Here is a 14,585-nt window from a genome sequence, read left to right as displayed (position 1 = left end):
CGGCCATGACCGCGACGCGCCACTATCTACTCGCCGCCGGAGGCACCGGCGGCCATATGCTGCCCGCTTATGCGCTGGCGGGTGAACTGATCGCGCGCGGGCACCGCGTCGCGCTGGTCAGCGACGACCGCGGCCTCAGGATTCCGGGCGCGCCGGCCGAGCTGGAAACGCATGTTCTGCCCGCCGGCCGCGTTCAGGGCGGTCCCGTCGGCTGGGTGAAGGCGGCGCTGGCGATCCGCAAGGGGCGCGCGATGGCGATCGACCTGATCCGCGATTTCGACCCGGCGGTGGTCGTCGGCTTCGGCGGCTATCCGTCGCTGCCCAGCCTGCTCGCGGCGCGCGCGACCAAGACGCCCAGCGTCATCCACGAACAAAATGCCGTGCTGGGCCGGACCAACCGGCTGATGGCGGGACGGGTCGATGCGATTGCGGTCGCCTACCATCATATCTGCCGTTTCCCGCCCGCCTGTGCCGACAAGCGCCACCTGATCGGCAATCCGGTGCGCGAGGAAATTATCGCGATCCGCGAGGACGGCTATCCGCCGCTGCCCGAGGACGGCATCGTTCGTCTGCTCGTCGTCGGCGGCAGTCTGGGCGCCACGGTGCTGAGTGACGTCGTTCCCGCTGCCGTCGCCATGCTCCCGCGCGCGCTGCTCGACCGCTTGCAGGTGGTCCAGCAATGCCGCGAGACTGACATCGAAACGGTGCGCGCCAAATATGCCGCCCTTGGCGTCGCGGCCGAGTGTGCTCCCTATATCACCGACTTTCCCGAGCGGCTGCGCTGGGCGCACCTCGTCATAGCGCGGGCGGGGGCGTCGACCGTCGCCGAGCTGGCCTGCGCCGGCAGGCCGGCGGTTTTCGTGCCCTATCCGCACGCGATGGACGATCACCAGACCTATAATGTCGGCGATCTCGTCGCGGCGGGTGGCGCGATCTCGATCCAGCAGAGCGATTTCAATCCCGCTGCGCTCGCCAAGCATATCCAGCGCATGGCGCTCGAACCCGGTGCGCTCGAAGAAGCTGCCGACCGGGCGGCGAGCTGCGGCCTGCCCGATGCGACCCGCGACCTTGCCGACCTTGTCGAAAGCTTTGCCGCGCCGCCGATGATGGATGTCATCCGCGTTGGTGCCGGCGCGCAGCGCGCCGCTTCGGGTGTCGCCGCCGCGCGGCGGGAGGCGAACTGATGCGCGGCGTTGCGACCGATATCGGCATCATCCACTTCATCGGGATCGGCGGCATCGGCATGTCGGGCATCGCGGAGGTGATGCACAACCTTGGCTATCAGGTGCAGGGCAGCGACATTGCTGATAGCTATGTTGTCGAGGGCCTGCGCCAACGCGGCATCAAAGTCGCGATCGGGCACGAAGCCGCGAACGTCGATGGCGTCGCCGTGGTTGTGACCTCGACGGCGGTGAAGCGCGGCAACCCCGAGGTCGAGGCCGCGCTCGCGCATCGCATCCCGATCGTCCGCCGCGCCGAAATGCTCGCCGAGCTGATGCGCCTCAAATCCACCGTCGCGATTGCGGGCACGCACGGCAAGACGACGACGACCAGCCTGGTCGCCGCCTTGCTCGATGCGGGCGGCATCGACCCGACCGTCATCAACGGCGGCATCATCAACAATTACGGCTCGAACGCGCGGCTCGGTGCGTCGGACTGGATGGTGGTCGAAGCCGATGAAAGCGACGGCAGCTTTCTGCGCCTCGACGGGACGATCGCGGTCGTCACCAACATCGATCCCGAACATCTCGATCATTATGGCAGCTTCGACGCGATCAAGGACGCGTTCGTCGAGTTTATCGAAAATGTGCCCTTCTATGGCGCGGCGATGCTCTGCCTCGACCATCCCGAAGTGCAGGCGATCATCCCGCGCATCCGCGACCGCCGCATCGTCACCTACGGCTTTTCGGCGCAGGCCGACGTGCGCGGCACCAATGTGACACCGGGGCCCGACGGCAATCGCTTCGACGTCGTCGTGCGCGACCGCGACGGCAATAGCCGTACGATCGAGGGTATCCACCTGCCGATGTCGGGGCGCCACAATGTCCAGAACGCGCTCGCGGCGATTGCGGTCGCGCTGCACATGGGCGTGTCGGACGAAAAGATCGCGTCGGGCTTCAACGGCTTTGCCGGGGTCAAGCGCCGCTTCACCAAGGTCGGCGAGATTGCAGCCGGGGACGGCATCGTGACGGTGATCGACGATTATGCCCATCATCCGGTCGAGATCCGGGCCGTGCTGTCGGCAGCGCGCGAAGGTGCCGGGGCGGGACGCGTCGTTGCCGTCGTCCAGCCGCATCGCTTTACCCGCCTGCGCGATCATATGGACGATTTCCAGCAGGCCTTTAACGACGCGGACATGGTGCTCGCACTGCCCGTTTATGCAGCGGGCGAAAGCCCGATCGAGGGCGTGTCGTCGGATGCGCTGGCGCAGGGGCTGCGCGACCGCGGCCATCGCCATGCATCGACCGTTGCCGACGCCGGCGCGCTCGCTGCAACGATCGCCGACGCGATCCGCACCGAAACGCTCGGCGCGGGTGACATGATCATCTGCCTCGGCGCAGGCGACATCACCAAGATGGCGGCGGGGCTGGCGAGCGCGGTGGAGGCGGTATGAGCACCGCCGATACGCTTCCGGCGGTCCGCGGCAAGCTAACCGCAAAGGCGCCGCTGGCGCCGCTCGTCTGGTTCAAGTCGGGCGGTCCTGCCGACTGGCTGTTCGAGCCGAAGGACGCCGATGATCTTGCCGGTTTCCTGCGCGACCTCGATCCCGCGATTCCGGTGATGGCACTCGGCCTTGGCTCGAACCTCATCGTTCGCGACGGCGGCTTTCCGGGCGTCGTCGTCCGGCTCGGCAAGGCCTTTGCTAAGGTCGAAGCCGTCGACGCGACCAGCTTGCGCTGCGGAGGCGGTGCCTCGGGCATCCTCGTCTCGTCGACCGCGCGCGACGCAGGGATCGCGGGGATGGAGTTCCTGCGGTCGATCCCCGGCACCGTTGGCGGCTTCGTGCGGATGAACGGCGGCGCTTATGGCAGCGAGGTCAAGGACATATTGGTCGAGGCCGACATCGTCTTGCGCTCGGGCGAGCGCCGGACCTTGCCGCTTGCCGATCTGGGCTACACTTATCGCCACAGCGAATTGCCCGAAGGTGCGGTCGTCGTGGGCGCGACGTTCCGCGGGCGTCCGGGTGAACCCGAAGCCATCCAGGCCGAAATGGACCGCATCTCGGCGAGCCGCGAGGCGTCGCAGCCGCTGCGCTCGAAGACCGGCGGCTCGACCTTCAAGAACCCCGACGGTCGCAAGGCGTGGCAGCTTATCGATGAGGCCGGTTGCCGCGGTTTCGCCATCGGTGGCGCGCAGGTGAGCGAGAAGCATACCAATTTCCTGATCAATACCGGTGCGGCGACGAGCGCCGACATCGAAGCGCTCGGCGAGGAAGTCCGCCGCCGGGTGAAGGCGAAGAGCGGCATCGAATTGCAATGGGAGATTCAGCGCGTGGGAGTGGCGAAGTGAGCCGGGGTCCGTGGCATGTCGCCGTGCTGATGGGCGGCTGGTCCGCCGAGCGCGAAGTGTCGCTGATGAGCGGCAAGGGCGTTGCCGACGCGCTCGAAAGCCGCGGGCACAAGGTCACGCGCATCGACATGGGCCGCGATGTGGCGCAGCGGCTTGCCGAAGCGCGGCCCGATGTCGTCTTCAACGCCCTCCACGGCGTTCCGGGCGAAGACGGCACCGTGCAGGGCATGCTCGACCTGATGGGCCTCAAATACACCCACAGCGGGCTCGTCACGTCGGTGATCGCGATCGACAAGGAATTGACGAAACAGGCGCTGGTGCCGCATGGTATTCCCATGCCGACGGGGACGATGGTCGACAGCGAAAGCCTGTTTTCAGCCGATCCCTTGCCGCGCCCCTATGTCCTGAAACCCGTCAACGAAGGATCGTCGGTCGGCGTCGCGATTGTCAAGGACGACAGCAACTACGGCAACCCGATTGCGCGCGAAGCTGTGGGGCCGTGGCAGGAGTTCGATCGGCTGCTCGCCGAGCCTTTCATCAAGGGGCGCGAACTGACCGTCGCGGTACTCGGCGATGAGGCGCTCGGTGTCACCGAACTGCGCGTGAAGTCGGGATTCTACGACTATGACGCCAAATATACCGACGGTCTGACCGAACATGTCTGTCCTGCCGATGTCCCCGCCGACGTTGCGCAGCGGATGAAGCATCTGGCGGTCGAAGCGCATCGCCTGCTCGGCTGCAAGGGCGCGTCGCGTTCCGATTTTCGCTGGGACGACGAGCATGGACTTGCGGGCATTTTCCTGCTCGAGGTCAATACGCAGCCGGGGATGACACCGCTCAGCCTCGTGCCGGAACAGGCGCGCGCCATCGGCATGGACTATGCCGAACTCGTCGAACGCATCGTGGGGGAAGCATTGGCATGAGCAGCGGAGTATGAGCAGCACCAGGATCAAACGCGCGAAGGCGCCGCCGCGCCGTCCGTCGCGCGCGCCCAAAAGGCGCCGGTCGGTCAAGCATTCGCGCCTCAACATGGTCATCAACGCCTTGCCGATCAGCCCGGCGCAGCTTCAGCGCGTCGCCAACTGGACGATCGGTATCGGCCTGGCGGGCGTGCTGGTGCTCGGTGCCGAGGTGACGGGTGTGACCGCGAAAATCCACGAAGAGTGGGCGCAGGCGGTCGGGCGCGCCGGATTTCAGGTAAAGAAGGTCGAAGTGGTCGGTGCCGATCGCATCGACCGGCTGAAGGTTTATGATATCGCGCTGGCGCAGAAGGACCGCTCGATGGCCGCGGTCGAGCTTGACGATGTGCGCCGCGACCTGATGCAGTATGGCTGGATCAAGGATGCGCGCGTGTCGCGCCGCCTGCCCGATACGCTGGTCGTCGATATCGTCGAGCGCACCCCGGCAGCGATCTGGCAGAATGACGGCCGCCTGTCGCTGATCGACGACAGCGGGGTCGTCCTGGAACCCGTGACGGTCGCGACCATGCCCGACCTGCCGCTCGTCATCGGCCCCAATGCCAATCGGCGCGCGCAGGATCTCGACGCGCTGCTCGCCGAGGCCAGTTCGCTCAAGGAACTGCTCGCGGGCGCGACCTGGGTCGGCAACCGCCGCTGGGATCTGCGCTTCCGCAGCGGCGAAACGCTGTCGCTGCCCGAAGGCGATGCCGAAGCGAAGGCGGCGCTCGCGAAATTCGCGCACATGGACGGGGCGAACCGCCTCCTTGGCCGCGGCATCCTGCGTTTCGACATGCGCGACCCCAGCCGTTTCGTGCTACGCATGCCGCACGAAGGGCAGGTGGCGCCGTCGAAGATCGACGACGCGCGTGCCGCCGCCGACGCGGTGTCGGCGGGTCAGGCGAACGAGGGATAGAAGCGATGGCGCCGCCGCGCATCGAAAAGATTATCACCGCGCTCGATGTCGGGTCGTGGAAGGTCTGTGCGCTCATCGCGGGCCAGACTGCCGACGGGCAGTTGCACGTGCTCGGCACCGGCCAGCGCGAAAGCCGCGGCGTCCAGCGCGGCTATGTCGCCGACATGGAGCAGACCGAGCATATCGTGCGCGAGGCGATCGAACAGGCCGAGCGTATCGCGGGTCTCAATATCGACGACGTCTGGGTCAGCTTCTCGGCGGGCAGCCTCTTGAGCGACGTCGCCCCGATCGAGAGCGAATTGGGCGGTCACCGCATCGAACAGGAAGATATCGACGATCTGCTCGCCGCCGGGCGCGCGGGGATCGATCCCGAAGGGCGGATGATCCTGCACGCGCAGCCGGCGCTCTACACGCTCGACGGGTTGACCGGCGTCAAGAATCCGATCGGCCTGCACGCCGACCGGCTGGGCGTCGACATCCACATCATCATGGCCGACGGCGCCCCGGTGCGAAATCTGGAAGCCGCGGTGCGGCAGGCGCATCTCGACGTCAATGCGGTGGTCGCCTCGCCGATCGCGGCGGGGCTCGCCTGCCTGTCGGAAGAAGAACGCGACCTTGGCGTGGCGCTTGTCGAGCTCGGCGCGGCGGTGACGACGGTATCGCTCTATGCGGGCGGAATGCTCGTCGAGATGGTTTCGCTGCCGTTCGGGGCGAGCGACATCACCGACGACATCGCCTCGGCCTTCGGTATCCGGCGCAGCCAGGCGCAGCGGCTGCAGAGCTTCTACGGCTCGGCCTCGGCCAGCCCGCGCGACAACAATGATTTGATCGAACTCGATCCCGGCGCGCCCGCGGGCAGCGATGCGCCGCGCATCACGCGCGCGCAGCTGATCTCGGTCATTCGCCAGCGGCTCGACCAGATGATGGGCGACATCGGACGGACGCTGAAGGATCTTCACTTCGTCGGCCCGATCGGCCGCCAGGTCGTGCTCGTCGGCGGGGGCGCCGATCTGAAAGGCATCGCCGATTATACCCAGATCGCACTCGGCCGGGCGGCGCGCGTCGGGCGACCGCGCGGCTTGCACGGCCTGCCCGATGCCCATTCGGGACCGGCTTTCGCGACGCTTGCCGGTCTGGTTCTTTATGCCGCATCCGATCCCGTGGATCTGCGCGACCTGCCCACGATGGCGCAGGATGTGTACCGTCCCAAGGGGTCGTCGATCATCAACCGACTTATCACCGCGCTGAAGAGCAGTTTCTGACGCGCGGTTGCGCGAAAGGTTAATTTTTTGGGTGATTCCGGCGTCACAATAGTGCAATGCGATAAATCAATGACGGGCGGCCGGACTACCGCCCGAATGGGTCGCAAGGTGAGGGAAGCGGCGTTGGTCCGCCGCTACAGGGAGATTGGTTGATGAGCATCAATATTGGCCCGCCGCAGGTCGATGAACTGAAGCCGCGTATCGCCGTGATCGGCGTCGGCGGCGCGGGGGGCAATGCCATCGCGAACATGATCGCGGCGAAGGTCGAGGGCGTCGATTTCGTCGTCGCCAACACCGACGCGCAGGCGCTCAACGCCTCGCCGGCGGAGCGTCGCATCCAGCTCGGAACGCAGATCACCCAGGGTCTGGGTGCGGGTTCGCGTCCCGAAGTCGGCCGGGCGGCGGCCGAGGAAAGCATTGCGCAGGTCGAAGAGGCGCTGAACGGCGCGCATATGTGCTTCGTCGCGGCCGGCATGGGCGGCGGCACGGGCACCGGTGCGGCTCCGGTCATCGCCAAGGCGGCCCGCGACCGCGGCATTCTGACCGTCGGCGTCGTGACCAAGCCCTTCACCTTCGAGGGCAACCGCCGCATGCGGTCGGCCGAAGCCGGCATTGCCGAGCTTCAGGACCATGTCGACACGCTGATCGTCATTCCCAACCAGAATCTCTTCCTGGTCGCCAACCCGAACACGACCTTCAAGGAAGCCTTCACCATGGCGGATGAAGTGCTCCAGCAGGGCGTGCGCGGTATCACCGATCTGATGGTCATGCCCGGCCTCATCAACCTCGACTTTGCCGACGTGCGCAGCGTGATGCGCGAAATGGGCAAGGCGATGATGGGCACCGGCGAAGCCGAAGGCGACGGTCGCGCGCTCGAAGCTGCGCAGAAGGCGATCGCCAACCCGCTGCTCGATGGCGTGTCGATGGCGGGCGCGAAGGGCGTGATCATCTCGATCACCGGCGGCGAAGACATGCGCCTGATGGAAGTCGACGAAGCGGCGAACCATATTCGCGAACTCGTCGATCCCGACGCCAACATCATCTGGGGCAGCGCCTTCAACGAAGGGCTGGAAGGCAAGATTCGCGTATCGGTTGTCGCGACCGGCATCGACGGTTCTGGCGACGCGGCGGCTCCGGCGGCACCGGCGGCGCGCAGCTTCTCCTTCGCCCCCGCGCGCAGCCCGGCGCCGGCGCCCTTTGCCGAGGAGCCGGTCGAGGCGGCGGCTGTGGAAGCGCCGGTCCAAGCTGCGGAACCCGAAGTCGACACCGACCCCGCACCGGGCTTCTCGCTGGGCGATGCTCCCGCGGCCGAAGCACCGGCGCCGGCCGAGGAAGAGCCGATGGAACTGTCGCAGGTCGCCGCGACCTATGACGATACCAGCGACGAGCTCGTACTTGATGCACCCGAACCGGCGCCCGCGCCGGCTGCCGACCCGGCCCCCGCGGCCGAGCCTGCGCGGCCGATCGGTGGCGGCACCTTGTTCGAACGCATGTCGCGTCTGTCGCGTGGCGGTTCGGCCCCTGCCGAAGAAGGCGACAAGGAAGACGGAGTCGATATTCCGCGCTTCCTGGGCCGTCAGAACAACCAGTAACAGGGTTCATCGCGGCCGCCCGATGGGCAGGCGGCCCGAACACGGGATGATTTGCCCATGCGGCGATCCATATTGACGGCGGGGCCGCGGCGCGTTCGACTTCATGTCGGCGCGCTCGGCCTGCTGTTCCTGTCCGCTGCCCCCTTCGCAGCGGCGCATGCATTTCAGGTGACACCGCCCGATGCGGCCACCAAGGCGGCGATGGAAAAACGCACCGCCGCGCGGACGATGCTGTCGTCGGCGATCGCTCGGCTCGCCTCGAACGCCGCCGACAGCGCCGCGCTGCTTGATGCCGGACGCGCTTCGATCGAGCTGGAGGATTATCGCGCCGCGCTCGGCTTTCTGACCCGTGCCGAGCAGGCGAGCCCGCGCGACGGCGGGGTCAAGGCGGCGCTCGGGTCGGCGATGCTCCATCTCGAAAAGCCGTCGCGGGCGCTCGACTATTTCGGCGAGGCGCAGCTTCTCGGCGCCCCCGAGCGGCTATTCCTTGCCGACCGCGGGCTTGCGCGCGATTTGCTGGGCCAGCAGGATGGGGCGCAGCGCGATTATCAACTCGCCCTGTCGATCGCGCCGAGCGACGAAGTGATCCGCCGCTATGCGATCTCGCTCGGCATCACGGGGCAGGCCGACCGCGCGATTCAGCTCCTCACGCCGCAGCTTCGCACGCAGGACCGTGCCGCATGGCGGTCGCGCGCGATGATCCTAGCGATCAACGGCCGCAATGACGAGGCGACCGAGATCGTCAAGGCGACGATGCCGGCGCTGCTGGCGCAGAGCATTTTGCCCTATCTAACCCAGATGGACCGGCTCAATCCGGCGCAGCAGGCCGCCGCCGCGCATTTCGGGCGCTTCCCGGCTGGCGAACTTGGCCCGGTGCGCAAGCCCGTGCAGATCGCTGCGGCCGCTCCGGCCCCGACACCAGCGCCTTCCCCGACTTCGACGCCGAGCAAACGGCGCGGCGACAAGGGCAAACCGGTGCAGGTGGCCACTGCCACGCCGCCACCGGCGACGCGACCGGCTCCGACGCTGACCCCGAAGCCGACACCTGCGCCCACGCCAGCGCCTGCGCCGACCTTGGCGCAGCCGCCAGCCGCCGTGCCGGTGCGCCGTGCTGATACACCGTCCGTCCCGGCAGCGAAGCCTCCCGCGCCGACACCGGCGCCAGCGGCGGCCCAACCGGTGGGCGTCGCGGTGAACAGCGGTGCCGGTCCGGTCGGTCCGGGCTTCTCGCTGAGCGATGTCGGCCAGCCGCCGGCCGCTGCCGCTGCGCCGCCGTCGGCGACGACCACGCCAGCGCCGAGTGCTGCGGCTCCGCTCGCCTCGTTGGCGCAGATCGTCAGCTCGATCGAGATTCCGCCCGAGGAGCTTGAGCGCACCAGCGGCGCGGTCGGCGCCGATACGCTTGCCAAGCTGGTCGAGGACAAGCGCAAGGCAGATGCCGCCGAAGCGGCAAAGCGCGAAAAGGAAGAAGCCGCGGCCAAGGCCAAGGCGGAGGCCGACGCCAAGGCGAAGGAAGAGGCCGCGAAGAAAAAGGCCAATCCCTCGCGCATCTGGGTGCAAGTTGCGGCGGGGTCGAACCAGAAGGCGCTCGCCTTCGATTTCAACCGCTTCGCCAAAAAGAATGCCGCGCTGTTCAAGGGCAAGGATGGCGGCTCGACCGAATGGGGCCGCACCCGCCGCCTGCTCGTGGGGCCGTTCAAGGACAAGAAGGCGGCTGCCGACTGGCTCGCGCAATATAAGAAGGCGGGCGGCGATGGTTTCGTCTTTACCAGCGATGCGGGGCAAGAGGTCGATCTCTTCAAATGACGTTGTCGGCCTGTGCGAGTGACCCCAGGGCGACACGCGGACGCCGCCATGACGAACCGGGCCGCGTCGTGCGCGGGCCGCGCGATGCCTTTCAGCGCGACCGCGACCGCATCATCCATTCGATCGCTTTCCGCCGGCTGCGTCACAAGACGCAGGTCTTCGTCGCGCCCGACGGCGACCATTATCGCGTCCGGCTGACGCACAGCATCGAAGTCGCGCAGATTGGTCGCGGAATCGCCCGGGCGCTGGGGCTGAACGAAGATCTGACCGAGGCCTTGTGCCTTGCCCATGACATCGGTCACCCGCCCTTCGGTCATGCGGGCGAGGACGCGCTGAAAGCGGCGATGATGGCGCATGGCGGGTTCGATCATAATGGGCACACGCTGCGCACGCTCGCGCGGCTCGAATGTCCCTATCCGCGCTTCGATGGCATCAATCTGACGTGGGAGACGCTGGAGGGGTTGGCGAAGCACAATGGTCCGGTGCGTCACCCCGGCTGGGCATTGGCGGAAATCGACGCGGAATTTCCGCTCGACCTGACGAGCCATGCCAGCCTGGAGGCGCAGGTGGCGGCGGTCGCCGACGACATCGCGTACGACAATCACGACATCGACGACGGCCTGCGCGCGGGACTGCTGACGATCGACCAGTTGATGGCGCAGCCCTTCGTCGCCGAGAATTTCCGCCTCGTCGAAGCCCGCTTTCCGGGCGCGCCGCGCGACCGGTTGCTGCGCGAGCTGGTGCGCGACCAGATCGGCGTGATGGTCAACGACGTGATCGCCGCGACCAAGGCCAATGTCGCCGATGCGGGGGTGGAGAGCGTAGCGGAAGTGCGCGCGGCGGGCCGCACGCTCGGCGGCTTTTCGGATACGCTGGCGCGGCAGGAGCGCGATCTCAAACGCTTCATGTATGCGAACCTCTATCACCATCCGTCGCAGATCGCGGCCGCCGACGCGGCGCGCACCGTCGTTTCGGGGCTGTTTGCGGCCTACAGGGACGATCCTGCGCTGATGGGCGAGGAATGGGCATCGCGGCTGCCCGATACGGACGGGGCGACGGTGCGCCACATCGGCGACTATATTGCCGGGATGACCGACCGATTCGCGATCGATCGCTTTGCTGAGATGAATGGGCGGGCCGCGGTGCCCGAGGCGCTGGCGCATGTCTGATGCCGCACCCCGCGCGCTTCTGATCGGAGCGACGGGGCTTGTCGGACAGGCGGTTGCCCGCTGCGGCCATTCCCTGCCGCTTACCCTGCTGGCGCGCCGCTTGGTCGAGGCGGGGGCCGGCCATCGCGCCATGACCGCCGATCCGGGCGAATGGGCCGAGATCATCGCGGCGGAGCGACCCGGGATATTGATCTCCTGCCTCGGCACCACGATCCGCCAGGCGGGGTCGCAGGACGCGTTTCGCGCGGTCGATCATGATCTGCTGCTCGCCTGCGCCCGTGCGGCGAAGGCGGCGGGGACGGCGCACATGATCGCGGTCAGCAGCGTCGGCGCGGCGGCGCATAGCGCGAACTTCTATCTGCGGACGAAGGGTGAGGTGGAGGAGGAGCTGCGCGCGCTCAATTTCCTGCGGCTCGACCTGATGCGCCCCGGCCTGCTCACCGGCGACCGGCGGGGGCCGAAGCGGATTGGCGAGGGGCTGGCGATGCTTGCCGCGCCGTTCACCGACGCGCTGTTGCACGGATCGCTGCGCCGCTATCGCTCGATTCCGGCCGAAACGGTGGCGCGCGCGATCGTAGCCGCGGCGTCGCTCGCGGCGCCTGGACACTTCGTCCACGAAAATGACGCGATGCAACAGCTCGCCGATTGACTCTGCCGAAGGCGAGCGCCAAGGCTCAGGCGTCTGTCGAGCCTCTCCAAGAGATTCGACCGGCCACGCGGGAGAGCGCGGGGGCAGGGAAACCGGCCGTCGCCACCGAAGGAGCAACCGCCCCGGAAACTCTCAGGTCAACGGACCGCGCGGCTGGAACGGACACTCTGGAAAGCGTTCGGGCGTCGCCCGGACCACCGAAGGGGTAACTCCATGCCGACCCGTCATCGTGGGCGCATGGACGAAAACTCTCAGGTTCCCGTGACAGAGGGGGCGTGGCGAAGGAACGGCATCGGGCCGCGCCGCGTCATGTCAACGACGGGAGGCCGATATGAGCGAAACCGAAGAAATGGCCGAAACGGTCGCGATCGAAACGCTTCCGCTCGACGCCTGGCACCGTGCAAGGGGCGCGCGGATGGTCGAATTCGCCGGCTATTACATGCCGATCCAGTATGACGGCATCATGGCCGAACATCTGTGGACGCGCGACAATGCGGGTCTGTTCGACGTCAGCCACATGGGGCAGCTTGTGTTCAGCGGCGAAGGCGCCGCCGAAGCGCTCGAGGCGCTGGTTCCGGGCGATATTTCGGCGTTGAAGCCGGGGCGGATGCGCTACTCGCTGCTGCTCGCCGACGATGGCGGCATCCTCGACGATCTGATGGTCACCAATACGGGGCATGGCCTCTACATGGTCGTCAATGGCGCGGTGAAGTGGGACGACATCGCGCATCTGCGCGAACATCTGCCCGACGAGATCGAGATGAACCTGCTCGACGAACAGGCGCTGCTTGCGCTGCAGGGGCCAAAGGCCGCGGCCGCGCTGACGGCGCTCGGCGTGGTTCCCGAATTTTCCGATATTCTTCCCGTCGATCGCCTCGTCTTCATGCAGGCCGGCCCCTATCTGTGGGGCGACGTGCGGCTGGGGATCAGCCGTTCGGGCTATACCGGAGAAGACGGGTTCGAAATTTCGGTGCCGGCGAGCGACGTCTCGGCCCTCGCCGATGCGCTGTGCGCGCAGGAGGCGGTAAAACCGATCGGCCTCGGCGCGCGCGATTCGCTGCGGCTCGAAGCGGGATTGCCGCTTTACGGCCACGACCTCGACGAAGGCATCGACCCCGTCGAGGGCGATCTGGCCTTTGCGATCAGCAAGCGCCGCCGCGAGGAAGGCGGCTTTCCGGGCGCCGCGCGCATCCTCGGCCATCTTGCCGATGGCAGTCCGCGCAAGCGCGTCGGCCTGACCGTAGATGGCAAGATGCCGGTGCGCGAGGGCGCCAAGATTTTCGACGGGAACCGCGAAGTCGGTGTCGTCACCTCGGGCGGTTTTGCGCCGAGCGTCGGCGCCCCCATAGCGATGGGCTATGTGCCCACCGGCCTGTCCGAGCCCGGCACGGCGCTCGCCGCCGAAGTCCGCGGCAAGCGCGTCGCCGTGACGGTGACGCCGATGCCCTTCGTTCCACATCGTTACGTGCGCAAACAGGGAGGCTGATCGATGCCGCGTTTTTATACCGAAGAGCATGAATGGATCGATGTCGATGGCGATGTGGCGACGGTCGGCATCACCGACTTCGCGCAGGGCCAGCTCGGCGATATCGTCTTCGTCGAGGTTCCCGACACCGGCGCCGAACTGTCGAAGGGCGGCGACGCCGCGGTGGTCGAATCGGTGAAGGCGGCGAGCGACGTCTACGCGCCCGTCGATGGCACCGTCACCGAAGGCAACGGCCAGCTTGAGGAGGACCCCGCGCTCGTCAATTCGGACCCCGAAGGCGAAGGCTGGTTCTTTCGCATGACGCTCAGCGACAAGAGCCAGCTCGACGGGCTGATGAATGCGCAGGCGTACAAGGAATTCATCGCCGATCTGTGATCGCAAACTCCTTCCGGTCGCGGGAGGGGGAAAGGCCGCAAGACCATGACGGACCCTGCGCTTGCCAATTGCCGCCTGATGGTGGCGACGCCCATCTATGACGGGGCGCAGGGTAGCTATGTCCGCGCGCTGCTCGACCTTGCGTTACGCGCGCAGGCGATCGGCCTGACGGTGCGGTTCGAGTTCATCCTCTACCAGCCGTCGGTGACGCGCGCGCGCGACATGCTCGCCGCGATCTTCGCGGAAAGCGACTGCACCCACATGCTGTTCGTCGATGCCGACATCGACTTCGGTGCCGAGGATGTATTCGCGATGCTGCGCGCGATGGTCGGCCGCGACGATTGCGCGATTCTGGGGGCTGCCTGTCCGCGGCGGATGCTCAACTGGCGCAATGCGGCGCTGGCCGCCAAAGCCGGGCTGGGTGACGCCGATCCGGCGGCGCTCGGGCGCTTTTCGGGGGAGTTTGCGCTGCATTTCCTGCATCCCGACCAATCCTTCGCGCTCACCGATCTGGTCGAACTGACGCGGGTCGGCAGCGGGATGATGATGATCCGCCGCGACGTGTTCGACAGGTTGCGCGCGCGTCATCCCGAACTGGTCTTCCGCACCGATCCCGCCGAGCGCGCCGCGCACGGGATCGGCGAGGAGGCCTATGCCTATTTCCTGCCGATGATCGAACCCGACACGCGGGCGCAGTTGTCGGACGATTATGCCTTTTGCCGCCGCGTGCGCGATGCGGGGCTTCGCATCTGGCTCGCCCCCTGGGTGAAGACCACGCACAGCGGGCCGGCGATCTTTACCGGATCGCTTCCCGATCTGGCCCAGCTTCTTGCCATAAAATCAGCTTCTTCGACGGAGTAGTTC

General features: G+C 67.1%; 13 protein-coding genes and 2 riboswitches. All 13 genes read left to right on the top strand.

The window, feature by feature from the left end; genetic code table 11:
• Positions 1-5 precede the first annotated feature (5 nt).
• The 13 genes from murG (at position 6) to AOA14_RS01865 (ending at position 14,582) form a co-directional block, all read left to right on the top strand.
• Positions 6-1,184 (top strand): undecaprenyldiphospho-muramoylpentapeptide beta-N-acetylglucosaminyltransferase, encoded by a 1,179-nt coding sequence (murG, locus tag AOA14_RS01925; protein ID WP_062900561.1) that lies wholly within the window; start codon positions 6-8, stop codon positions 1,182-1,184.
• Positions 1,184-2,614: a UDP-N-acetylmuramate--L-alanine ligase gene (murC, locus tag AOA14_RS01920; RefSeq protein WP_062900560.1), complete on the top strand. Its 1,431-nt coding sequence runs from the start codon at positions 1,184-1,186 to the stop codon at positions 2,612-2,614. Before murG ends, murC begins: the two co-directional genes overlap by 1 nt.
• Positions 2,611-3,510 carry a UDP-N-acetylmuramate dehydrogenase gene (gene murB, locus AOA14_RS01915; RefSeq protein WP_062900559.1) on the top strand — a complete coding sequence of 300 codons (900 nt, stop codon included), beginning with the start codon at positions 2,611-2,613 and terminating at the stop codon, positions 3,508-3,510. Before murC ends, murB begins: the two co-directional genes overlap by 4 nt.
• Entirely contained in the window at positions 3,507-4,433 is a 927-nt protein-coding gene (locus AOA14_RS01910) for a D-alanine--D-alanine ligase (protein ID WP_062900558.1), read from the top strand. Before murB ends, AOA14_RS01910 begins: the two co-directional genes overlap by 4 nt.
• A gap of 10 nt (positions 4,434-4,443) precedes the next feature.
• On the top strand, positions 4,444-5,382 hold the full coding sequence (locus AOA14_RS01905; RefSeq protein WP_062900557.1) for a cell division protein FtsQ/DivIB: 939 nt from the start codon (positions 4,444-4,446) through the stop codon (positions 5,380-5,382).
• 5 nt (positions 5,383-5,387) lie between these two features.
• On the top strand, positions 5,388-6,644 hold the full coding sequence (gene ftsA / locus AOA14_RS01900; protein ID WP_003040016.1) for a cell division protein FtsA: 1,257 nt from the start codon (positions 5,388-5,390) through the stop codon (positions 6,642-6,644).
• A gap of 152 nt (positions 6,645-6,796) precedes the next feature.
• Positions 6,797-8,236 (top strand): cell division protein FtsZ, encoded by a 1,440-nt coding sequence (gene ftsZ, locus AOA14_RS01895; protein ID WP_062900556.1) that lies wholly within the window; start codon positions 6,797-6,799, stop codon positions 8,234-8,236.
• A 57-nt stretch (positions 8,237-8,293) separates the two neighbouring features.
• Positions 8,294-10,042 carry an SPOR domain-containing protein gene (locus tag AOA14_RS01890; RefSeq protein WP_062900555.1) on the top strand — a complete coding sequence of 583 codons (1,749 nt, stop codon included), beginning with the start codon at positions 8,294-8,296 and terminating at the stop codon, positions 10,040-10,042.
• A complete protein-coding gene (locus AOA14_RS01885; RefSeq protein WP_062900554.1) occupies positions 10,039-11,211 on the top strand; it encodes a deoxyguanosinetriphosphate triphosphohydrolase in 1,173 nt (390 codons plus the stop codon). Before AOA14_RS01890 ends, AOA14_RS01885 begins: the two co-directional genes overlap by 4 nt.
• Positions 11,204-11,860 carry a Rossmann-fold NAD(P)-binding domain-containing protein gene (locus AOA14_RS01880; RefSeq protein WP_062902958.1) on the top strand — a complete coding sequence of 219 codons (657 nt, stop codon included), beginning with the start codon at positions 11,204-11,206 and terminating at the stop codon, positions 11,858-11,860. Before AOA14_RS01885 ends, AOA14_RS01880 begins: the two co-directional genes overlap by 8 nt.
• A gap of 58 nt (positions 11,861-11,918) precedes the next feature.
• Positions 11,919-12,018: riboswitch (glycine riboswitch) on the top strand.
• Positions 12,019-12,138, top strand: a riboswitch (glycine riboswitch).
• Between the two features lie 53 nt (positions 12,139-12,191).
• Positions 12,192-13,346 carry a glycine cleavage system aminomethyltransferase GcvT gene (gcvT, locus tag AOA14_RS01875; protein ID WP_062900553.1) on the top strand — a complete coding sequence of 385 codons (1,155 nt, stop codon included), beginning with the start codon at positions 12,192-12,194 and terminating at the stop codon, positions 13,344-13,346.
• A 3-nt stretch (positions 13,347-13,349) separates the two neighbouring features.
• The gene (gene gcvH, locus AOA14_RS01870) at positions 13,350-13,721 is read left to right on the top strand and encodes a glycine cleavage system protein GcvH (RefSeq protein ID WP_062900552.1); all 372 of its coding nucleotides are present in this window, start codon (positions 13,350-13,352) and stop codon (positions 13,719-13,721) included.
• Positions 13,722-13,766: 45 nt separating this feature from the next.
• Positions 13,767-14,582 carry a glycosyltransferase family 2 protein gene (locus AOA14_RS01865; protein WP_062900551.1) on the top strand — a complete coding sequence of 272 codons (816 nt, stop codon included), beginning with the start codon at positions 13,767-13,769 and terminating at the stop codon, positions 14,580-14,582.
• Positions 14,583-14,585 lie beyond the last annotated feature (3 nt).

This window comes from Sphingopyxis terrae subsp. terrae NBRC 15098, assembly GCF_001610975.1.
GTDB lineage: Bacteria > Pseudomonadota > Alphaproteobacteria > Sphingomonadales > Sphingomonadaceae > Sphingopyxis > Sphingopyxis terrae_A.
Note: the sequence above shows the minus strand (reverse complement) of the source record. Positions and strands in the feature narration are given on the sequence as shown.